General features: G+C 42.4%; 24 protein-coding genes, 1 pseudogene and 1 other annotated feature. Of the genes and pseudogenes, 15 read left to right on the top strand and 10 right to left on the bottom strand.

Going from position 1 to position 20,121, the window contains the following annotated elements; all coding sequences use genetic code 11:
• Nucleotides 1-361: 361 nt before the first annotated feature.
• The 3 genes and pseudogenes from VZF35_RS13035 to VZF35_RS13025 all read right to left on the bottom strand — a co-directional run.
• Nucleotides 362-1,033 carry a flavodoxin family protein gene (locus VZF35_RS13035; RefSeq protein WP_407309843.1) on the bottom strand — a complete coding sequence of 224 codons (672 nt, stop codon included), beginning with the start codon at nucleotides 1,031-1,033 and terminating at the stop codon, nucleotides 362-364.
• Nucleotides 1,034-1,047: 14 nt separating this feature from the next.
• Entirely contained in the window at nucleotides 1,048-1,398 is a 351-nt protein-coding gene (locus VZF35_RS13030; protein WP_407314610.1) for a desulfoferrodoxin family protein, read from the bottom strand.
• A gap of 57 nt (nucleotides 1,399-1,455) precedes the next feature.
• Nucleotides 1,456-1,557 (bottom strand): annotated as a pseudogene (locus VZF35_RS13025) (helix-turn-helix domain-containing protein); the annotation flags it as partial.
• Between the two features lie 427 nt (nucleotides 1,558-1,984).
• Here VZF35_RS13025 and VZF35_RS13020 point away from each other — a divergent pair.
• On the top strand, nucleotides 1,985-2,275 hold the full coding sequence (locus VZF35_RS13020; RefSeq protein ID WP_407314198.1) for a hypothetical protein: 291 nt from the start codon (nucleotides 1,985-1,987) through the stop codon (nucleotides 2,273-2,275).
• A 68-nt stretch (nucleotides 2,276-2,343) separates the two neighbouring features.
• Here VZF35_RS13020 and VZF35_RS13015 read toward each other — a convergent pair whose 3' ends face one another.
• Both VZF35_RS13015 and VZF35_RS13010 read right to left on the bottom strand, forming a co-directional pair.
• Nucleotides 2,344-2,970 (bottom strand): SdpI family protein, encoded by a 627-nt coding sequence (locus tag VZF35_RS13015; protein WP_407314197.1) that lies wholly within the window; start codon nucleotides 2,968-2,970, stop codon nucleotides 2,344-2,346.
• Nucleotides 2,954-3,235 (bottom strand): autorepressor SdpR family transcription factor, encoded by a 282-nt coding sequence (locus tag VZF35_RS13010; protein WP_407314195.1) that lies wholly within the window; start codon nucleotides 3,233-3,235, stop codon nucleotides 2,954-2,956. Before VZF35_RS13010 ends, VZF35_RS13015 begins: the two co-directional genes overlap by 17 nt.
• Before the next feature lie 980 nt (nucleotides 3,236-4,215).
• On the opposite strand from VZF35_RS13010, the gene VZF35_RS13005 reads away from it, so the two are divergent.
• From VZF35_RS13005 to VZF35_RS12995, 3 genes are read left to right on the top strand one after another with little or no spacing between them, the layout of a single operon-like run.
• Nucleotides 4,216-5,640 carry an exosporium protein gene (locus VZF35_RS13005; RefSeq protein WP_407314193.1) on the top strand — a complete coding sequence of 475 codons (1,425 nt, stop codon included), beginning with the start codon at nucleotides 4,216-4,218 and terminating at the stop codon, nucleotides 5,638-5,640.
• Nucleotides 5,522-6,046, top strand: a complete 525-nt coding sequence (locus tag VZF35_RS13000) for a hypothetical protein (RefSeq protein ID WP_407314191.1) — start codon at nucleotides 5,522-5,524, stop codon at nucleotides 6,044-6,046. The genes VZF35_RS13005 and VZF35_RS13000 overlap by 119 nt, the downstream gene beginning before the upstream one ends.
• Nucleotides 6,043-6,279 (top strand): hypothetical protein, encoded by a 237-nt coding sequence (locus VZF35_RS12995; RefSeq protein WP_407314189.1) that lies wholly within the window; start codon nucleotides 6,043-6,045, stop codon nucleotides 6,277-6,279. The genes VZF35_RS13000 and VZF35_RS12995 overlap by 4 nt, the downstream gene beginning before the upstream one ends.
• A gap of 132 nt (nucleotides 6,280-6,411) precedes the next feature.
• Here VZF35_RS12995 and VZF35_RS12990 read toward each other — a convergent pair whose 3' ends face one another.
• Nucleotides 6,412-6,747, bottom strand: coding sequence for a hypothetical protein (locus VZF35_RS12990; protein WP_407314187.1), 336 nt, complete (start codon nucleotides 6,745-6,747; stop codon nucleotides 6,412-6,414).
• On the opposite strand from VZF35_RS12990, the gene VZF35_RS12985 reads away from it, so the two are divergent.
• The 7 genes from VZF35_RS12985 to VZF35_RS12955 all read left to right on the top strand — a co-directional run bounded on the left by VZF35_RS12985 (nucleotide 6,734) and on the right by VZF35_RS12955 (nucleotide 13,031).
• Nucleotides 6,734-7,441 carry a collagen-like protein gene (locus VZF35_RS12985; RefSeq protein WP_407314185.1) on the top strand — a complete coding sequence of 236 codons (708 nt, stop codon included), beginning with the start codon at nucleotides 6,734-6,736 and terminating at the stop codon, nucleotides 7,439-7,441. The genes VZF35_RS12990 and VZF35_RS12985 overlap by 14 nt on opposite strands.
• A gap of 515 nt (nucleotides 7,442-7,956) precedes the next feature.
• Entirely contained in the window at nucleotides 7,957-8,436 is a 480-nt protein-coding gene (locus VZF35_RS12980; RefSeq protein ID WP_407314183.1) for a hypothetical protein, read from the top strand.
• A 141-nt stretch (nucleotides 8,437-8,577) separates the two neighbouring features.
• Nucleotides 8,578-8,793: a hypothetical protein gene (locus VZF35_RS12975; protein ID WP_407314181.1), complete on the top strand. Its 216-nt coding sequence runs from the start codon at nucleotides 8,578-8,580 to the stop codon at nucleotides 8,791-8,793.
• A 232-nt stretch (nucleotides 8,794-9,025) separates the two neighbouring features.
• Entirely contained in the window at nucleotides 9,026-9,877 is an 852-nt protein-coding gene (locus VZF35_RS12970) for a pentapeptide repeat-containing protein (RefSeq protein ID WP_407314179.1), read from the top strand.
• Between the two features lie 975 nt (nucleotides 9,878-10,852).
• Nucleotides 10,853-10,978 carry a hypothetical protein gene (locus tag VZF35_RS12965; protein WP_407314177.1) on the top strand — a complete coding sequence of 42 codons (126 nt, stop codon included), beginning with the start codon at nucleotides 10,853-10,855 and terminating at the stop codon, nucleotides 10,976-10,978.
• Nucleotides 10,979-12,007: 1,029 nt separating this feature from the next.
• Nucleotides 12,008-12,796 (top strand): peroxide stress protein YaaA, encoded by a 789-nt coding sequence (yaaA, locus tag VZF35_RS12960; RefSeq protein ID WP_407314175.1) that lies wholly within the window; start codon nucleotides 12,008-12,010, stop codon nucleotides 12,794-12,796.
• 94 nt (nucleotides 12,797-12,890) lie between these two features.
• Complete coding sequence (locus VZF35_RS12955; protein WP_407314173.1) at nucleotides 12,891-13,031, top strand: Ada metal-binding domain-containing protein; 141 nt, start codon at nucleotides 12,891-12,893, stop codon at nucleotides 13,029-13,031.
• Here VZF35_RS12955 and VZF35_RS12950 read toward each other — a convergent pair.
• A complete protein-coding gene (locus VZF35_RS12950; RefSeq protein WP_407314171.1) occupies nucleotides 13,020-13,268 on the bottom strand; it encodes a hypothetical protein in 249 nt (82 codons plus the stop codon). The genes VZF35_RS12955 and VZF35_RS12950 overlap by 12 nt on opposite strands.
• 347 nt (nucleotides 13,269-13,615) lie before the next feature.
• On the opposite strand from VZF35_RS12950, the gene VZF35_RS12945 reads away from it, so the two are divergent.
• Nucleotides 13,616-13,810, top strand: a complete 195-nt coding sequence (locus tag VZF35_RS12945) for a hypothetical protein (protein ID WP_407314169.1) — start codon at nucleotides 13,616-13,618, stop codon at nucleotides 13,808-13,810.
• Between the two features lie 96 nt (nucleotides 13,811-13,906).
• Here the strand turns inward: VZF35_RS12945 and VZF35_RS12940 are convergent, their stop codons facing one another.
• The gene (locus VZF35_RS12940) at nucleotides 13,907-14,299 is read right to left on the bottom strand and encodes a pyridoxamine 5'-phosphate oxidase family protein (protein WP_407314167.1); all 393 of its coding nucleotides are present in this window, start codon (nucleotides 14,297-14,299) and stop codon (nucleotides 13,907-13,909) included.
• Nucleotides 14,300-14,409: 110 nt separating this feature from the next.
• Here VZF35_RS12940 and VZF35_RS12935 point away from each other — a divergent pair, with 110 nt between their 5' ends.
• The 3 genes from VZF35_RS12935 to VZF35_RS12925 all read left to right on the top strand — a co-directional run bounded on the left by VZF35_RS12935 (nucleotide 14,410) and on the right by VZF35_RS12925 (nucleotide 16,993).
• Entirely contained in the window at nucleotides 14,410-14,754 is a 345-nt protein-coding gene (locus tag VZF35_RS12935; RefSeq protein WP_407314166.1) for a winged helix-turn-helix transcriptional regulator, read from the top strand.
• Nucleotides 14,755-14,893: 139 nt separating this feature from the next.
• Nucleotides 14,894-15,133: a binding site (T-box leader), on the top strand.
• Between the two features lie 180 nt (nucleotides 15,134-15,313).
• A complete protein-coding gene (locus VZF35_RS12930) occupies nucleotides 15,314-16,531 on the top strand; it encodes an aminotransferase class I/II-fold pyridoxal phosphate-dependent enzyme (protein ID WP_407314164.1) in 1,218 nt (405 codons plus the stop codon).
• A 225-nt stretch (nucleotides 16,532-16,756) separates the two neighbouring features.
• Entirely contained in the window at nucleotides 16,757-16,993 is a 237-nt protein-coding gene (locus tag VZF35_RS12925; protein WP_088224698.1) for a phosphopantetheine-binding protein, read from the top strand.
• Between the two features lie 243 nt (nucleotides 16,994-17,236).
• Here the strand turns inward: VZF35_RS12925 and VZF35_RS12920 are convergent, their stop codons facing one another.
• Together VZF35_RS12920 and VZF35_RS12915 are read right to left on the bottom strand one after the other, a co-directional pair.
• Nucleotides 17,237-17,389, bottom strand: coding sequence for a hypothetical protein (locus VZF35_RS12920; protein ID WP_407314162.1), 153 nt, complete (start codon nucleotides 17,387-17,389; stop codon nucleotides 17,237-17,239).
• 377 nt (nucleotides 17,390-17,766) lie between these two features.
• Entirely contained in the window at nucleotides 17,767-19,932 is a 2,166-nt protein-coding gene (locus VZF35_RS12915) for an ATP-dependent helicase (RefSeq protein WP_407314160.1), read from the bottom strand.
• Nucleotides 19,933-20,121 lie beyond the last annotated feature (189 nt).

The raw sequence follows: 20,121 nt of genomic DNA, 5'->3' as shown, positions 1-20,121 counted from the left end.
GTTAACACCTCGAAACTAATACATTTACTTTTAATTATACCAGTTTTTGATTCTCTTTTAGACAAATTTACACCACGGTTTTAAACAGGGTAGAGCTTCTACCATCGGTGAGAATCTGGTGAACAAGTTAAACATAGGACGTCTTATTAGGATGGTCTGTGCTTTTGTTTTCATGGAATATTTTAATATCCTGAGAGAAATCGAGGAATAATGCTGAAAGTGTAGTAAGACACGAAGGTGAGGAACTCACATTAGGCTAATAATTGGAAGTTCTAATAGACCCAGGTTTAAAGAAAGTTAGTAGGATAGCACTAAACTGCTGGCGCGAAGGTTTAGTGCTATCCTTAAAAATCTCCAAATGCTACATTCCGATGTATCTCACATATTCAGGTATAGACATAAGCTCTTTTTGAAGCTCTGCTTCAGTTTCTTCTGAAATGCTATTTTGTGTTGCCATTTCATAACCCGCTTGTTCAACGGCTTTTAAATAATCATCAACATTACTTTTGATTTTTTCGTCCTTGCTTTTTAGTAACTTGCCACAGTTTCGATAAATCTCCAAAACAGGATTACAAGACGCAAATACAACTTTCATCGTTTCAAAGTTGTTGTTACCCGGGAAACCACAATTTGAAATAACCATAAATTGCTGTGTTTTGGAAACAGAATCAGCGAGGTCAAAATTGTCATTTATATTTACTATCAATGGGCTTTTCAGAGGAGCAAGACGGTCAATAAAATTCTTTAAAGCCGCAGTCATGTTCCATGTGTAGACCGGAGAAGCAAAGCATACAATGTCTGCAGAGTTATACTTTTCAAGTAATCCCTGCATATCATCTTGTAAAACGCATTTTCCCGGTGTTTTAAACCAGCATGAAAAACAGCCTTTACAGTGCCCAATATTTTTCTCTATTATAAATATATTTTCGGTTTCAGCACCTGCTCGCTTTGCTCCGCTTAAAAAAGCCTGTGTTATTACATTGGTATTACTACCTGCCGCAGCAGGACTTCCATTAAAAACAATAAATTTCAAATCCTAAAACTCCTTTATATTAACTGATAAAATAATCCGTGCCTTGTACAGTACCAAATAAGCATTCCATGACCTCTTTTGGGTAGCCTAAGCTGCATATCCCATTCGGGATATTGCTTGATAATCTGTACACGGTCACCGGTTGCAAATGCGACAAAGGAAATATAGTGTTCTTTGTTCATTGGATGAGCCACTGTGATATACCAGTCGTCTTCGATTACTTCAACAGAAAGCATCTCATTTTCTTCGGCTTTCTGCATTTTCTGCTGATCAATTTTTCTACCACAGCATGATACTTCGGCTTCACCTGTGCAAAGTAAAATGTTATGACACATAGGGCAGACATAATATTTTGTCTTTTTCATATTTCCCTCCACAAAGTCATTGGGTGCTAAATCACCGCTTAATAGTTTGCCTATATCAACTTCAAGTAGGTCGGACAGTTCCGAGAGCAGAGAAACATCGGGACAGCCTAAACCCCGTTCCCATTTAGAAACGGTTTTATCGCTGATGTTCATTTTATCCGCAAGCTGTTTTTACGTCATTCCCCTTTCGGTACGCAATTCACGAATGATGTAGCCAACATTTATATTTTGCATTGTCGCTGCCTCCCTGTATAAATAGTAATGAATGAACTGGAATTTCTCAATAAACGCTCCGTAGAGTTATGCGTTTTAGATTAGTGGATTGTCTAATACTGGATATGGTTTTAAAATAAAAATAGAGCCGCCAAACTTTACAAAAGTGGGGCGTTTCTTTACGAAAACAATTATTATAAATACTATAGCATTTAAGGAGAGATACTATGAGTAGTCAAAGGGCATTCAATGGGTACACAGCTCTCGCATTGGCAGGTGGCATTCCAAGAACAAGAGTAGTAATAAAATAGAAACTGCTCCTGGCCCAAGAATTATAGCAATAGTTCTGCTTGCTCCTGGAGCTGGCTGGTTCATGAATGGTTTGGATAATATAACAATCCCTATCCTTATGTTAACAGCGGAACATGAACCAATCACGCCTGCATGGAATGCCGAAACTGTATTAAAGAGCATTCCTGATGAATTACTAGTTACTTTCAGGCAGATTGCAGATGCCGGTCATTTTTCTTTTCGCAGTCCCTTTCCCGAGTCGATAAGAAATCCGAAGTTCGAACTTCGCATAGTTCTTATACCCATCAGTATTAAAGCCTTTCTACCTCTAATTCACTGCTGGACGGCATGGATCAAAAAACCAAATACTTAAGGTCTCGATCCCAGTTATATATAAAGGACACTGACATCAATAACAGCCAGTGCCCTCAGTTAGAACAATTACTCTTTTTTAGCGTAAAAATACGAAGCCACAACTGTAATGAGCACCCATAGGAGTATCGGTACGAGAATAGCCAACTTCATCATCGAGTTTGTTGGTAAAATCCAGGCCAAAATAATTATGAGAATTCCCGCTGGAATACCCAGTTGTCCCCCTAATCGATGCGTACGATTCCAGCTTTCCGTACTCGATATAGTCCATGGAGTGCGGAATCCGACCCACCAATTTGGTTGAACACGGGGTAACATATTTGCTATAAGCATAAACATAATGCCAATTACAGTTGGAACTAATCGCATCGATGCGATGTTTAAGGCATGACCGACCACAGTTAGATACACCAAGCTAATACATACGACAATGACGCCGCCGATATATCGATAGGTCGGCCAAAAGGTTTCGTAGTTCTTTTTCTTTGGGTCAATTCTCCATAGCACGTGCCATAAGAGAATGATGAAGAGCATGATTGCTGGTTCATACAAAACAATTAATAAACGCGGAGTCATTCGGTTCGCATTGCCAATAACCTGTGCAGGGAGATGAGTGTAAGCTATAAGTCCAAGTATTATTGCTAAAACCCATGCGAGCCAACCCCACCAAGGCATTGCCTTATTCTTTTTCAACATTATTTCCACCTCCAAAGTGTTCAAAAAGCCACCCAAGCCATTCTTGCAAAATTGTTGTGTTGAGCCTGTAAATAATAAAGTTTCCTTCCTTCTGATCGATAATCAAATTTGCATTTTTGAGCACATTCAAATGACGACTAATTGTCGGCTGAGCATACGGAAATTGGTTTGCAATGTCACCAGCCGTTTTTGGTCCTTCCTTCAATAATTCGACGATCTTTCTGCGTGTTGGGTCGGACATTGCCTTAAAGATGCCCTCATTCATTTGATTTCACCTGCCATTAAAACCTTTCCTATATACAATTTGATTATATAGCTAATTAGCTAAATAGTAAATAATGAAGCTTAGTAAATCTACAAGTAAAATAAAGGTAAAAAAGCCATCAATTATATTCCTGTAATATGCTGTGACTAAAGGACTTGGTGGCTTTTAGGTCACATAATTCTTAATTTGTTACAGTATTTGCCTATTAACTGAACTTCCTATCCATAAACCATGGTGTATTTTGAGGAAAAATATTGCAGTAGCCATTAAGTTAAGAGGAAGCCCCCGGCTTCCTCTTATTTTTAAATAATTGGGTTCTTAATGAAGGTCAGTTTCTAAACATTTTGTTTGAGTCCGATAAAATGGGTTATAACTCCAATCATATAATATAAAAATTACTTAAGTACATAAACAAGGGAGATTAATTAAACCTAAGGCTTGCGTTTTGACACGTAAACCTTAGGTTTTTTGCATTCAATGGACGCATTAAATACAGAAACATCGTGGTTGATCAATATTATATAATATGGAATAAATGGAAATGTAACGTAATTAATACATGGTTAGTACAATATAGTACTGCAAACTAGGAGGTCAACTATGAACTTATTATCAACAGGTATGTTCGAAAATGCTGCAGTTCGGGCGATAGGTCGAGTTTAACGCTTTCTGTAAATATCATAAACAATGATACTTTTACTCCAACTAAATGAGATTGTTTCAGATTTAAAAACGATAAAAAGCGATTAATTTCTAATAGAAGAGTTCTTTAATTTTGCTTAAGGAACAGTGGCTTTGAAAAACTATTACGATCAGATTGATGCTATGAGTTCAATTTATAAATACCCCCACGGGCATTAGTCTATGCTTAGGGGAAAGACGCAAATGGAAACCTTAATACAGACTATCGAGTAGTTTTTAAGAGTTTCATATTTCAACCGGAAAATTATAATAAATTAATAATATGAGGAGACGGGTCAATGGTTTCATTAACTACCGGATTGATTGAAAATACACCGGTCGACGGTATAAGACCAACTACAACACTTAATGTAAGAATCAGCAATGACAACACAATTACTGTTAATGCGCAAATTGAAGGGTTTTACGTGACAGGGACTACGAAGATACAGTATGTCTTGGAGAATTTTGCTTTGGCAGCGGGTGAGGTTGCAACCAGAAATTATTTTGCGCAGTTTGATGCATTCGAGTTTCAATTCATTACCAGTTCCGATGCTGTGGAAATATCGGCGTGGGGAAAAAGCTCTGCTGGAGATTTGGTCGCAGCTCATCGTGTACTTCCAGCAGAACTTAATACAATAGGTTCTCAAGGAATAACAGGGGCGACAGGAGCGACAGGAGCAACCGGAGCAACAGGGGCAACTGGAGCAGAAGGAGTCACAGGATCAACAGGATCAACAGGAGCGACAGGAGTAACAGGTGACACGGGGGCAACTGGAGCTACTGGGGCAGCCGGAGTAACCGGGGCGACAGGTGCAACAGGGGCAGCCGGAGCAGACGGAGTTACAGGATCAACCGGAGCGACAGGAGCGACAGGTGACACAGGGACAACTGGAGCTACTGGGGCAGCCGGTGCAACGGGAACAACAGGGGCAACAGGAGCAACCGGAGCAACCGGGGCTACAGGAGCAGACGGAGTTACAGGAGTAACCGGAGCGACAGGAGTAACAGGTGACATGGGGGCAACTGGAGCTACTGGGGCAGCCGGTGCAACGGGAACAACAGGGGCAACAGGAGCAACCGGGGCTACAGGAGCAGACGGAGTTACAGGATCAACCGGAGCGACAGGAGCGACAGGTGACACAGGGACAACTGGAGCTACTGGGGCAGCCGGGGCAACGGGAACAACCGGGGCAACCGGATCAACCGGAGCAGAAGGAGTCACAGGATCAACAGGAGTGACAGGAGCAACAGGTGACACAGGGGCAACTGGAGCTACTGGGGCAACCGGAGCAGACGGAGTTACGGGATCAACCGGAGCGACAGGAGTAACAGGTGACACGGGGGCAACAGGAGCTACTGGGGAAACCGGGGCAACAGGAGCAGACGGGGCGACAGGAGCAACCGGAGCAGACGGAGTCACAGGAGTAACCGGAGCGACAGGAGTAACAGGTGACACGGGGGCAACTGGATCTACTGGGGCAGCCGGAGTAACCGGGGCGACAGGTGCAACAGGGGCAGCCGGAGCAGACGGAGTTACAGGATCAACAGGAGCGACAGGAGCGACAGGTGACACAGGGACAACTGGAGCTACTGGGGCAGCCGGTGCAACGGGAACAACAGGGGCAACCGGGCAACCGGGCAACCGGGGCAACCGGAGCAACCGGAGCAACCGGAGCAGACGGAGTTACGGGATCAACCGGAGCGACAGGAGTAACAGGTGACACGGGGGCAACTGGATCTACAGGGGCAGCCGGAGTAACCGGGGCGACAGGTGCAACAGGGGCAGCCGGAGCAGACGGAGTTACAGGATCAACCGGAGCGACAGGAGCGACAGGTGACACAGGGACAACTGGAGCTACTGGGGCAGCCGGGGCAACGGGAACAACCGGGGCAACCGGAGCAACCGGAGCAGACGGAGTCACAGGATCAACAGGAACGACAGGAGCGACAGGAGCAACAGGGGCAACTGGAGCTACAGGAGCAGAAGGAGTCACAGGATCAACAGGAACGACAGGAGCGACAGGTGACACAGGGACAACTGGAGCTACTGGGGCAGCCGGGGCAACGGGAACAACCGGGCAACCGGATCAACCGGAGCAGAAGGAGTCACAGGATCAACAGGAGTGACAGGAGCAACAGGTGACACAGGGGCAACTGGAGCTACTGGGGCAACAGGAGCAGACGGAGTTACGGGATCAACCGGAGCGACAGGAGTAACAGGTGACACGGGGGCAACAGGAGCTACTGGGGCAGCCGGTGCAACGGGAACAACCGGGGCAACCGGGCAACCGGGGCAACCGGAGCAACCGGAGCAACCGGAGCAGACGGAGTTACGGGATCAACCGGAGCGACAGGAGTAACAGGTGACACGGGGGCAACTGGAGCTACTGGGGCAGCCGGGGCAACGGGAACAACCGGGGCAACCGGAGCAGACGGAGTCACAGGATCAACAGGATCAACAGGAGCGACAGGAGCAACAGGGGCAACTGGAGCTACTGGGCAGCCGGGGCAACGGGAACAACCGGGGTAACCGGAGCAACAGGAGCAGACGGAGTCACCGGGTCAACAGGAACGACAGGAGCTACTGGGGCAGCCGGTGCAACAGGAACAACAGGGGCAACAGGAGCAGACGGAGTCACAGGATCAACAGGAACGACAGGAGCAACAGGTGACACAGGGACAACTGGAGCTACTGGGGAAGCTGGGGCAACCGGAACAACCGGGGCAACCGGAGTTACAGGATCAACCGGAGCGACAGGAGCGACAGGTGACACGGGGGCAACTGGAGCTACAGGAGCAGACGGGACGACAGGAGTGACAGGTGACACAGGGGCAACTGGAGCTACTGGGGCAGCCGGTGCAACAGGAACAACCGGGGCTACAGGAGCAGACGGGGCAACAGGGGCAACAGGAGCAGACGGAGTTACCGGATCAACCGGAGCGACAGGAGTAACAGGTGACACAGGGGCAACTGGAGCTACTGGGGCAGCCGGTGCAACGGGAACAACCGGGGCTACAGGAGCAACCGGAGCAACAGGGGCAACTGGAGCAGAAGGAGTCACAGGATCAACAGGAGCTACAGGAGCTACAGGAGCAATATCGTCTGCCTATGGATATATTTATAACGTAGGGGCGCAGACGGTAGCCGTCGGGGCTGATGTTACGTTTGACAGCAATGGTGTCACTTCGGGAGGAATTGTTCACAGTACGAGCAGCAATCCGGATCAAATTACAATTACCAATGCCGGAGATTATTTAGTTACTTTTGCAGTCGGAGCTAGCGGTTCCAACCAATTTGCACTCACTCTAGGTGGCAATGTTGTAACCGGTTCAAGAACTGGTGTTAATGATGTTCTCCTCTCCCTCATACCAAACATTGGGCAGGTGATTATTACAGCACCGGCTGGCGCTACGGCCGCCCTTCAAAATAGTTTCTCAAGCGGAACGGTTACGATTCCAACTGGAGCAGGCGGAACAGGAACAAATACTAACGCCTCCATTTTTATCCAAAGATTAAGTTAAATTAGTATTTAAGAAGGGCTGTCTCAAAATAGAAATGAAATTTCTAAGAGGGGCAGCCCTTTTTATTATAATCATGAATTTTTGAATATTTAAGGTTTTTTACAGAACCGTCAGAAAACAAGTTTACACGGCCCCTTTTTTGTATATGATACTATTTTTTGAAAATGTGCTGAAGGTTCAATCGTAGTAAGTTACTGGAATACTAATTTGGGTGGCGATTTAACTATTAAAGCTGAAGATATCATAGTTTACGACCAGTCAAACAAAATAATTAATTATAATGAACTAATCGCTTTATGTCACCATTATTGGAGCAAGTTTGCGGATAAGTAGTAATACTGGTTAATACTCGTTAATACTCGTGTAAACTTAAAACATGAGTGGATAGGTTGAAACTCACATTATTCTTAGGATCTACCAAATAATAGTTACAGAGATGCGATATACGAAGTAGGATAATGTAACCGCTTTAAAATTATATTTGAAAACAGAAGAACCCAGAAAGGGGTGCTTAAATGTCCGATACATCCAGGATTGATGTGATGAAAAATGTCAGAAAAGGTGGTTTATCAGGGATTGGATATAAACGTGAGATCAAATTCGCTGACTTGGTTATTAACAATAAATCGCTTTACGAAACTCTTGTAGATAAGGGATTTGATTATGTATCTTGTTTAGGATGGTCTTTTTCTGATATCCAACTCAACGGGATTAACAAATTATTGCTAAAAAGTAATCCGGATTTTGACAATGATAGATATGCAATTTTTATTTGTCCTGAGTGTGGAGATTTAGGGTGTGGGGCAATTTCTGTTAATATTAAGAGAGTTGGAGATATAATTATTTGGAGCGACTTTGCTGTAGAAGATAACTTAGGTTTGTATGAAATAGAATACGATCGGCTAAAGGATTTAGGACCATTTTATTTTCAATATGATCAATATGAAGCTGCTATTAAAAGTACATTCGAACTAGGAGATACTTTCATAAGGTAATAAATTCGAATTGCGGTTTAGAACTCCCACTAATTCTTATTCGCGACCCAATGAAGGATAATATACACTATTGGTGTTAGATTTTATCCCGAAAGCAGGTGGATAGAATGGGTAATATTGAATTTGAGCGAATATGGCAAGATGATGATTCCTTTATGTAAAGCACATTCCGATAGGATAAGTGCCATAATGAATACTTATGTAAATGATAAACTAATAGATGAATTGTCGTTTAAGATACAGCAGTTCATTCAGCAAACAATCCAAGAGTTTGTATGGGTAACAGGACAAAGAGGTAACAATAGCACCCCGGATTTTGTGATGAAAGTTTCTATAAAAATAAAAGTAGACATTTAAGAGTAGAAGTGTTCTGTGAAATCGATGATGGGGCATCGTTAGAAGAACATAATTGTTGCTTTTATATTGACGGCATTGAATCATGGCAATTAGAAATGTTTGGGGAACGAATTCATAATTTAAAAATACAATATCGGGACGAAAGTTAGTCTTATATAAGTCGCATTATTCTTATTCGTTCCCAATATGGGATAATATACATTAAATAATATTTTTATCGAGGGAGATAATTTTGTTAAAAAAAGATATAGATTCATCTTTCCTGTATCGTAACAATCTACGTTCTGACTGTGAACACTGTTTCGGTTTGTGTTGTGTTGCTCTCTACTTTGCTGCGTCAGAAGGTTTCCCCAAAAATAAAGACGCTGGTGAGCCTTGCCCTAACTTGAATCAAGAATTTCGCTGTTGTGTTCATAATAGCCTTTTAGAAGATGGACTTAAAGGTTGTATTGCTTTTGAGTGCTTTGGTGCGGGTCAAAAGGTTGCTCAGGTGAGCTTCGCTGGACAAGACTGGCAGAAGGTGCCATCATCCTCTAAACAAATGTTTGAAGTGTTCTTAATCATGCGGCAACTCCATGAGTTGCTGTGGTATCTCACAGAAGCGTTGTCGCTAAAACAAACTAGCCCTATACACAGTGATCTTAGCTTAATGATTGATGAAATAGAACGGCTCACCTATCTTAGACTCGATTTTCTAATGGAACTCGATGTGGCAGAGCATCGAGCAAAGGTTAATACTCTACTTATAAGGGCTAGTGAACTTGTAAGAAATCAAGTTTTTCAAGAACGGAAGAGTCCTCAAAGACGTAGGAAAACCTTCAGTCGCGGAGCCGACCTTATTGGTGCTGACCTTAGAAGTATTGACCTCAGGGGAGCTAACTTAAGAGGGGCTTACCTTATTGCTGCCGATCTTGGAGGAACCGATCTAAATGGTACCGATTTCCGAGATGCAGACATTCGAGGTGCTGACCTTAGCAAGAGTATCTTTCTTACCCAAGCCCAGATTAACGCGGCAAAGGGAGATATTAGTACAAAATTACCTCCATTTATTGCTCGTCCTAGGCACTGGAGCTTATCAATTTAAAAGGGATAAGATCAAATACCCATTATTCTTATTCGCGACCCGACGTAGATAATGTGAAGAAATTGACCATGCATAATTAAAGTCATTGATTAATAAAATAAGGTGGTGGGAAAAATCCGATATTTTGGATTTATCTTCTTAAACGCTTTTGAGGCATTTATACTGGTGCTATTGTTTTTTATTTTCACAGCTACTTTTCAAAATTCACCATGGTATCAACCCGACCCTCTAGGCTTTATATTCATCACTCCATTATGTTTACTACTTTTAGTTGTGGGATTGGCTTTATTTATTTTATCGGATTTTCCCGTATCAATTCTGAATAAGGTAATGCCTTTTTTAACATTTGTTTTGATAACAATTCCCCTTTATTTCAATGGAAAAGCCAATAATCAAGAAATGAACTGTATAGGAATATATTTGTCAATAGTTTGTTGTTTATCATTATGCGTAGTTATTATTACAACCATTGTTAATTTTATCAGAGTTAAAAGAATAGACGGCTTCGAAACATAAAATTCAGAGTGCCGATAGAGTTGCAAGTTATTAAATAACCATTAAATGGTTTGGCTTAATTTGCGAAAATCAACTTCTGCTAATTCTTAATACTGCAAATCATTAGATCGATTTACAAAAGTTGCATATTTGTCTAGCAAGTACAAAGTATGCATACTTTGAATTGCCAATATAGCTAATACATTGAGCACATATAAACAACGTTAGGAGCCTTGTGAATCAAAACTCCTAACGTTGTTAGTTAAAATAAGAACAACATTGCTACACAGACCCCCTTTCTAACTTTCTTGATAAAAAATGATAATTTTGAATCAAACATTTCGGGGGTTTAGGCTTACAACCCCAAATACCATCTAAAGCAGAAAGTACTTACTAGGTATACCATTCTTCAGCTAAACTCGAACACATTGTCCAAGATAAGCATATACTATACTAGCTTAAGAAAAGGAGGTGAGCCAAATGTTCATGGGGATGCCTTTTATGGGGATGCCTTTTATGGGGATGCCTTTTATGGGGATGCCTTCCATGGGGACGCCTTTCATGGGAATGCCTTTCATGGGGAACCGTTTTGGTCGCCTATTTTGAAATTGAGGAGTTATTGTTCTTTTCACTCCTTTTTCCGTTCTTCTTTAGGAGGGACTTCTTCTAAATACCTGAATAATATTTTAAAGGAAGGAAAACACTCCTTCCTTTTTCTAACAGCTTATATTTTTATTCCGTATCCGTTAAAATTATGATACCTAAATGATGGAATATCCTAAGATAAGATTAATGAGCTTGGTCAAGGTGAAAAGCCTAATGTTATTGTACTTGATCCGCCGAGAGCCGGGGTTGAACGAAAGGTAGTCGAGGAGCCGGGGGAATCTAGCCCAATGGGAATTGGATTAGCAATTTGTTCAACCATCATAATGGTTTATCTATCAAAAGCCAAGAAACGAATATGTAGAGAAATTATAGTAATGCACTGAAGGCAGACGGCTCTTGTAGCATCGTTTGTGCGTATATGGCCATAATTGTTCTAATCGGTGAGCGTTGACTGCTTTGTTTGGTTGGTGGTGGATTGATTCAATCATATCATTTGGGTTAACATACTTTGTTGTTAAAGAGGGTCTTGAAGCTATTCAGGAAGCCCGTGGAGTCGAAGATACATGAAGTTGTAACCATGATTAAACCTCGGTCGAGGTTTAGGAAGGTATCCTAATTCTATAGAAGGATAGAATTATTTACTGTTTTAGACATTCACACCTTTTATCCAACTTCTGCTAATTCTTAGTTTGTGACAGTATTTTCCTGCTAGCTGAACTTCGCAAAATCCATAAAACTATCAGTAAAATGCCGCTCCACCTGATTTTCATAGATTACATATTGGTAGTAACATAAAGTAGGATGGAGTAAAGGGATGACCGCAAACGAGTTTTTTAATAGGTTTCATTTTCATGATAGCATAATGGAAAATATCAATTTCGAAGCATCAAAATTAAATCTCGATATTGATTTGTGTTGGTGGAAACAGAAGGTATATAAAAAAGGCGAGAAAGAAATAAGGAGGTTTAGGGTGGTCTTTGACGAATAACCAGATAACTTAAGGACGAATAATAAAGGATGAAAAATTCATTGAGAATCATAATCTCTCCGGCGAAGAAAATGAATATGGACGCGGATTTTCTTCCGTCTCGCAATGCCCCGGTATACCTTGAAAAAACCCGAAAGCTGAAAGAATATCTGCAAAGCCTAACGTACGAGGAACTTAAAAAACTGCTTTGCTGTAACGATGAGATTGCAAGGCTGAACTATGAACGCTATCAAAAAATGGATTTGTGCAGATGCACAAATCCAGCTATTTTATCCTACGATGGCATTCAGTACAAGTATATGGCACCGCAGGTATTTGAGTACGACTATTTTGACTACATAGAAGATCATCTGCGGATTTTATCTGGATTTTATGGGATATTGAAACCCTTCGATGGAGTTGTACCCTATCGATTGGAAATGCAGGCAAAGTTGAAAACGGCTTTCTGTCATAATCTATATGACTATTGGAAAGATGATATCTATCGGGACTTAACTCAGGATGATACCACTATTTTGAATCTTGCGTCGGCTGAATACAGTAAAACTGTTGAGAAATACTTGACTGCTGACATCAATTATGTTACCTGCAGGTTCGGCGAGCTGATCGGCGGTAAAGTTATTGAAAAAGGAGTTTATGTGAAAATGGCTCGCGGTGAAATGGTGCGTTTCATGGCAGAAAACGCTGTTGAAGATTTGGATGAAATCAAAGGGTTTAATAGACTTGGTTTCGTGTATAAGGATGAATTGTCGGATAACAACACCTTTGTATTTGTGAAGATCATGAAAGTAAACTCTGGGGACAATGAATTACATCTTAAAAACGAGTAAGATTTTCTGAGTTCATAGTGCTATACTAATGTCGAAAATAGCAAGAATGCTTAGAAACATAAAGGTAAAGAGAGTTATCGGGAGGTGATGGGCAATGCGATTCTCAGATGATGAAATGTGGCAAGCTGTAGTAAACTGTGACGAGAGTTATGACGGGCAACTCTTCTATGCGGTAAAAACAGTCGGTGTATTCTGTCGTCCCTCGTGTAAATCAAGAACATCCTCAAATACTTGAATGCCCATCTTCACCAGGTCTAACGATTTCACCGTCCAATATCGTTCCTAGAGGGACTGGATGATCCAACAACTCCGGGAAGCGATCCGTTACCTCATGGTTATGTCTTGAGAAAAACCTCGTCTTCTCCATGGTTGAATAGAGAAAACGAATGAAATCAAGCTTCAATTCACTCAACCAATTATCATCATCAAAAGGGCTTTCGGCCTTGCGAAGCAGCATGGGACTGATGAACATAAATTCCACCCCTTACTATGGACAACATAAAAGAAGCCTAGCATGGAAAATGATTTAAGTCAGGTGGAATCTACTGGTAGTTAGAACGCATTGCGGGAAAGAGAATATTATTCGCTTTCCCGGTTTACTTTGTTTACGAATATTAAGACGCTGTTTATTAAATAAGATATTTTTCAACTCTCCCATTCCCACTGGAAACAGAGGGATATTTTTTGGTTAACCTGTAATAGGTAATTTCATCTTCATTGCAACCTGAATAAGAATTAAAGACAATGCTATTAACAACAAGAAAAATATAAAATATCGTATTTTTTTTATTTCTTTATATCTCTTAAAAAAGAATATAGATGATCCCAAACATAAATTTCTTTAAACTATTTCTGGTTATTGAGGCCGTTTGTTTCTTGATGGAACTTGCAGTAACAATTCGCACGGGTAATTCCCTGTTCGGAGTATTGGCCTTATTACTGGGGGCATTTTCTTTGGCAATCTTAAATGTAGTTTGGAAATGCAAATGGAAAATTGAACAATTAAGAGGTTAAAAGCGAAGTTAAGCCGCCGTTAGCGGCAGTGCCCAGCGAAAAGCTGGCTGCTGCGAAACGGCGGCTTGTCATGTTCCGGATCTTCAGAATCATTAATCAGAACTTGATTATTTTAGGTTCACCTGTAAAGGAAGCTATCGTAGCTGTTGCATCCTTCAAATACAAGACCTGGGTGTTTTCGTCGGTTGCGGAATAACGGGCCTGAAGTGAAGGATAACTATCAAGCATGCTTTGCTTTGCTTCAACACGGTCATCCTCTACAGCAACGGCCTGAACACGAATCCACTCTTGCCCATTGAAAGCGCAAAGTTCAATTTTGGGATTTGCTTTCATTTGTTGGAAAACGTTCTTTGACTTACCGGTCTGAATGTAAAGTTTACCTTCAAAAATATTGACGGTTCCGAAAGGGCGGACTCGCGGCTGATCTCCGTCAACGGTTGCTAAGTAATAAGTCTGGCACTTTTTTAAAAAATCGAAAACTTCTTGCATGGGAAACCTCCTTAAAGTTTATACACTAAATTTATAATAAAAGTCTTGAAATAACAAGTACGATTATTTAATATACATAGTATCCAGAAAGATACTACAAGGAGGCACTTATGGCGGAGAACGATTTATTTGGGAAATGCCCTTATACAACGGCTCAGAAGGTTCTTTCCGGTAAATGGTCAATCCTTATTCTTTACCATCTTGGAAAAAAGACCATGCGCTTTGGAGAATTGCAGCGGCAACTGCCGGACTTGACCCAGTCAGCGCTGACCAAACAGTTACGCGCTTTGGAGGAGAATGGAATGATTGAAAGAAAGGTTTATCCGCAGGTCCCGCCCAAGGTCGAATACTCTTTAAGCGATATCGGTATAAAGTTTAAAAAAGTCTTGGCTGAATTGGCAATTTGGGGCAATGAATACATTAAAACTTTGCAGAATAAGAGTTTAGAAATTTAATACCCATCTTCCTGCAGGATAGATTCACCAAAGGTTTAATCCGCCTCCTGGCAAACTAGTCTTCCGGCAGCCTGTTGGCCGCCTGTAAAAAGTTATTGACTTTTTTACAGGAATAAACTACAATGGCAAAAATTAAAACATTAAAGCAATGAAGAAAAAGAGTACGTGTTTTCAGATGGCAGAGAGAAGATGGCTGGTGAAAATCTTCGTGAAGAAAACAGGGAAGCCATTTCTGAGCTGTATAGCTGAATGTGATATCTGTCCAGTAAGCTTTACCGGAGTTCCAACCGTTATAACGGAAGCGGCATTTTGTGCCGGCAGAGAGCAGAGTAACCTCTGAATTTAGGTGGTAACACGGATTTGCCAATTCGCCCTAAGCTGATTGAATCAGCTTAGGGCTTTTACTTTGTGCTTTAGCCTTTAGCCGTAAGCCTCTTGAGGGCAGCTGATCAAAGCCACCTTGCTGTTAGATCAAAAAGTTGTTTAAGTTTTTACATTAATCAATAAAAAGGCCACCCGTTAAGCAGATGGCGAGAATTTTGGAAAGCGGTGATTTTTAATGAGAACATTTACTATGTCAAAGAAGCTGGATTATGTCTGTTATGATGTGCGCGGGCCTGTGCTTGAGGAAGCAGAGCGCATGCGCAGTCAAGGTATGGATATTTTGAGTTTAAATATCGGCAACCCCGCTCCCTTTGGATTTGAGGCCCCTCACGAGATCCTTCACAAGATGACGGAAAATCTGCACAAGGCGGAAGGATATTCAGACTCCAAGGGTATTCTCTCAGCCCGTGAAGCCATCGTCGATTACTGTGAATTCAAGAAAATACCGCAAGTCGGAGTCAACGATGTCTATACCGGCAATGGTGTCAGTGAGTTAATCATTATGGCCATGCAGGGACTTCTCGACAACGGAGATGAGATTCTTCTTCCCTCGCCCGATTATCCGCTGTGGACGGCGGCCGTCACCCTGGCGGGCGGAAAAGCTGTCCATTACATCTGTGATGAACAGTCCGAATGGTATCCGGATATCCAGGATATACGCAGAAAAATAACCTCAAAGACGAAGGGCATCGTTATTATAAATCCCAACAATCCGACCGGCGCATTATATTCAACCGAATTATTGGAGCAGATCGTGGAACTTGCCCGGCAGCACAGTCTGATTATTTTCTCTGACGAAATATATGACCGTCTTGTGATGGGTGGCAATCAGCACACATCCATCGCCTCTTTAGCTCCCGATTTATTTATTGTAACATTGAACGGCCTTTCCAAATCCCACAAGATCGCCGGATTCCGCTGCGGCTGGATGTGCTTAAGCGGAGACAAGTCACAGGCGCGCGGCTATATTGATGGGTTAAACATTCTCTCATCCATGCGGTTGTGTTCAAATGTACAATCCCAGTACGTCATTAAAACAGCCCTTGCGGACATCCATAAATGCGACGAGACCCTTTTGCCCGGAGGACGGATCTATGAGCAGCGCGAATATATCGTCAATACCTTAAATAATATTCCGGGTCTGCAGGTGTTTAAGCCTAAAGCGGCCTTCTATGTCTTTCCCCGGATCGATACCAAGCGGTTCAATATCAAGGATGATGAAAAATTTATCCTGGACTTTCTTCATGAAAAACATATCCTCATGGTCCATGGGCGGGGATTCAACTGGCAATTGCCGGACCATTTCCGTATCGTATATTTGCCAAAACTCGATGAATTAAAAATTGCCTGTGAGCGCCTGGGGGATTTCCTGGAGGGGTATCAGCAGGCCTGATTGGCATAGGGCCAGAGTACCGGGGCTTACGGTGTTGGATCTGAAAATTAAGTCACTATCAATACGTTCCCAACGTTCAAACTCGAATTCTAATGGTCTTTCTTCCAAAAATAACACCTCTGTTGTAAAATCATACCATAGCTTATTTGGTTTTAAAAAGCGGATTAGAATTTGAACCAGCCAAAACATTGTTACGTAAACGTTGAGGGAAGGTGTGTGAAAAAAATGGAAGACAGAGTACTATTCACTTTAAATCATATTTTACAAAAGAAGAAAAGAAAGATAACCCTGGAGAGCCGTTTGCGGGAAGACTTATTTGTAGATTCGTTAGATATGTCCATGATTATTGGAGATCTGGAGGATGAATTCGAGATAACCATTACTGATGACGAGTTTGCAGATGTGGTTACCGTCAATGATATTGTCGAAAAACTGAAAGCCAGAGGTTTATCCGATTACTGATCGATTATGAATTCGGTGTGATTTCATACCCTGTCGTTTCCGGCTTCTGGATTTGAAGCGCAATCCATCGGGCTTTCTCCTCCGCTGTATAAAAAATGATCGAGAGCTCCCGGATCAGCGATGAAGCAAAGGTGTACTTAAGGACCTGAAAGTAAAATAAGGCCGGGATTCCCAAAAATAAAAAGCTAATGGTGTTTATTTAAACACATTAGCTTGATTTAGTCATATTCATAGTTTCACCTCTTAGGCAGTATGGTTATTCAACCTAAATACTCTTTTTCTATTTAATGGATATTTTACATCTATAGTTTTCAAGGCTGACTGTTGCCTATAATCTATAAAAACAACTCCATAGATAGCAATCATTACAATAATGCCCAAAATTCCTGATAGCATTTGAAATCCCCCCTTAGTGTTATTGTTCTTTAGGTATAGAATAACACAATACCTGGGCTTATGTCATATTTAAAATATGTATTTGTCAAATAGTTTTTTGTTATGGAGATTTTTGCATCATAATAAAGTTCAAACCAATTCATACCCATAAAGCATACAAATAGTAAGGATAATTGAAGCTAAGTTGCTATTGAAGTGATTGCTTTTCGTGTGATTTTACGTCTAATTCAAAAAGGGATACGCAAGACAGCTTTTCGTAATTAGCTTATCCGATATTGCGGCAATAATAAAAAATAATAGTCGTTCTGATCATAAGGACATAGCACAAAACAAAGGAGAGAGTAACCAGCCAATGGTGAAAAAGTGTTGCTCTTTTGTTATTTTCTGCCGTTTTCCGCTTCGATTTTGGCTCTCAGGCTTATGCTCCTCACCGTCCCAAGGCCATCAAATTTAATTAAGTAGGCAGCTTTTTCACGGTTGATTCCCATGACTTCGCCAGCCCCCATGATGCTGTGCACGATACGGTCGCCGGGTTGGAAAGGAAACTCAGAAGACTTCGCCTCTATTAGTTTTTCGCTGCTGCCGATATGCCAATTTGATTCCTTGACCAGACTTTCATCAAGTTCTGCTGTGTAAACAAGCAGCTCCTTGTCTACATTGAAAATGAAACGGGAGGGATAGCGGTAGGAGCCGTCCAAGTTTCGTCCCTCCGCATCAGTCAGGTACAAAGCTTTTTCCGCACGGGTGAAGGCGACAAAGGCCAACCGCCGCTCTTCTTCCATGGCTTCAAGCGTCGCGGTCTTTTTGGAGGGGAATACGCCTTCCTCAAGACCGCAAAGAAATACATAAGGAAACTCCAGGCCCTTTGCCGTATGTACGGTCATCAGTTTAACCGTGTTTTTGTTAGCAGCTGCATCAGTATTTGTCAGCAGCCCAATATGAGACAAATAGTTTTCTAAGGTGTTTTCCTCACCGCTTATGGTCTCGTATTCATAAACCGATTGCTTGAGTTCTGCCAAATTGTCCAGCCGCTCCTGACTTCCTTCCGTCCGGAGCATTGCCTCATAGCCGCTTTGGTCAAGGAGCGAATTGAACAAGTCGGAAATCGGTATAGTCTGATAACCTGCGGAAAAACCCTCGATTAAATCGAGAAACCCCTTGGCCTTCGTGCCCTTGAAAATTTCCTGGTCGATGGTTCTTTCGAGAGCGCTGTACAAGGAGCATTGATTTTGGGCGGCATAGTCTTTTAAAAACTTCATACGCCGCAGGCCGATATTGCGTTTCGGCACGTTAGCTACCCGCAGGAAGGACAGGTCGTCTTTATAGACAATGAGCCGGAGATACGAGAGAGTATCCTTGATTTCCATCCGGCCAAAAAATTGTACACCACTGTAGATGGTGTAGGGAAGTTTTTCTTTCAGAAATACCTCCTCCAGGGTACGGGAGATGAAATGGGCGCGATAGAGGATGGTCACGTCACTCAGCTTTACGCCTTGAGCAACCAGTTCGTTGATTTGAAGCGTTATCCATCTGGCTTCCTCCTCCGCTGTTTTGGCATGATGGTAAACAACCGGAACCCCGTTCGGCAGCATAGGAAGCAAGACCTTGCTGATGCGGTTTTTGTTGTTTGCGATTAATGAATTCGCTGCGGCGAGAATCTGCGGTGTTGAGCGATAATTCTCCATCATCATGATGGTGCGGACCTGGGGGAATTTTTGGTCAAATTCCAGTAAATATTTCAGCTTGGCACCGCGCCAGGTGTAGATCGTCTGATCCGGGTCGCCGACGATAAAAAGGTTCTTGTGATGAGCACACAGCACCTTCATCAGCCGGTACTGCAGCTCGTCAATATCTTGATACTCGTCGATCATGATATATTCCAGCCGCTGCTGCCACTTCAGGCGGATCCCTGCGTCCACGCTGAAGATGTGGAGTACATATTTAATCAGGTCGTTGTAGTCGAGGCCGAAACATTTCTTTTCCTGATACAGGTATCCCCAGAAGATGATGTCCTCTGCTTCTGCGGCATTCAGATACTTGAGATGCAGCTCTTCAAGGGAAAGAGAGACCATAAATTTGTAGTAATCCGGATCTTTAAACAGCTTGCGGACTTCGATCATGTCTCTCGCTTTAGCGAAGGTCATATGCCGCAGCGTGAGGCCCCGTTCTTCATAAATGATCTTCAGCATGTCGTTGATATCGGAATTGTCAAGAACGAGAAAGCTTTTCGGATAGTGGACAGCGTTGATGTCTTCCTGCAAAACAGTCACACAGAAGCTGTGAAAAGTACTGATATAGCCGGTATCGTTGTCGCCGCAAAGACGGCGAATGCGATGCTTCATCTCCTGGGCGGATTTATTGGTAAATGTGACGCAGAGGATGTTGGAGGGCATAATGCCAATCTCATTGACCAGATAGGCAAACCGATGCGACAGCGCGCGGGTCTTACCCGACCCCGCACCCGCAATCACGCGAATGAAGCCTTCTGTGGCAGTTACTGCCTGTCGCTGCTGTTCATTAAGTCCCGCCAAGATGTCGCTCATCCTGTTAGTCACCACTTTCTTCAACTAATTCAATAATAGGTTTGTTTAACCGGGGCTAGCATACTAAATTAAGCTTGACCATCGAACGTGCGTTTGCCATTTTCATTATACATTACTTTGAAAAAACCATCCATAACTTAAATTGAAGCAAATGAAAGCGGTGTCCCGGATATTCCTGGAACCGTGCTT

This window comes from Desulfosporosinus paludis (genome assembly GCF_045689965.1).
GTDB lineage: Bacteria > Bacillota > Desulfitobacteriia > Desulfitobacteriales > Desulfitobacteriaceae > Desulfosporosinus > Desulfosporosinus paludis.
This window is presented reverse-complemented; position numbering and strand designations above follow the sequence as displayed.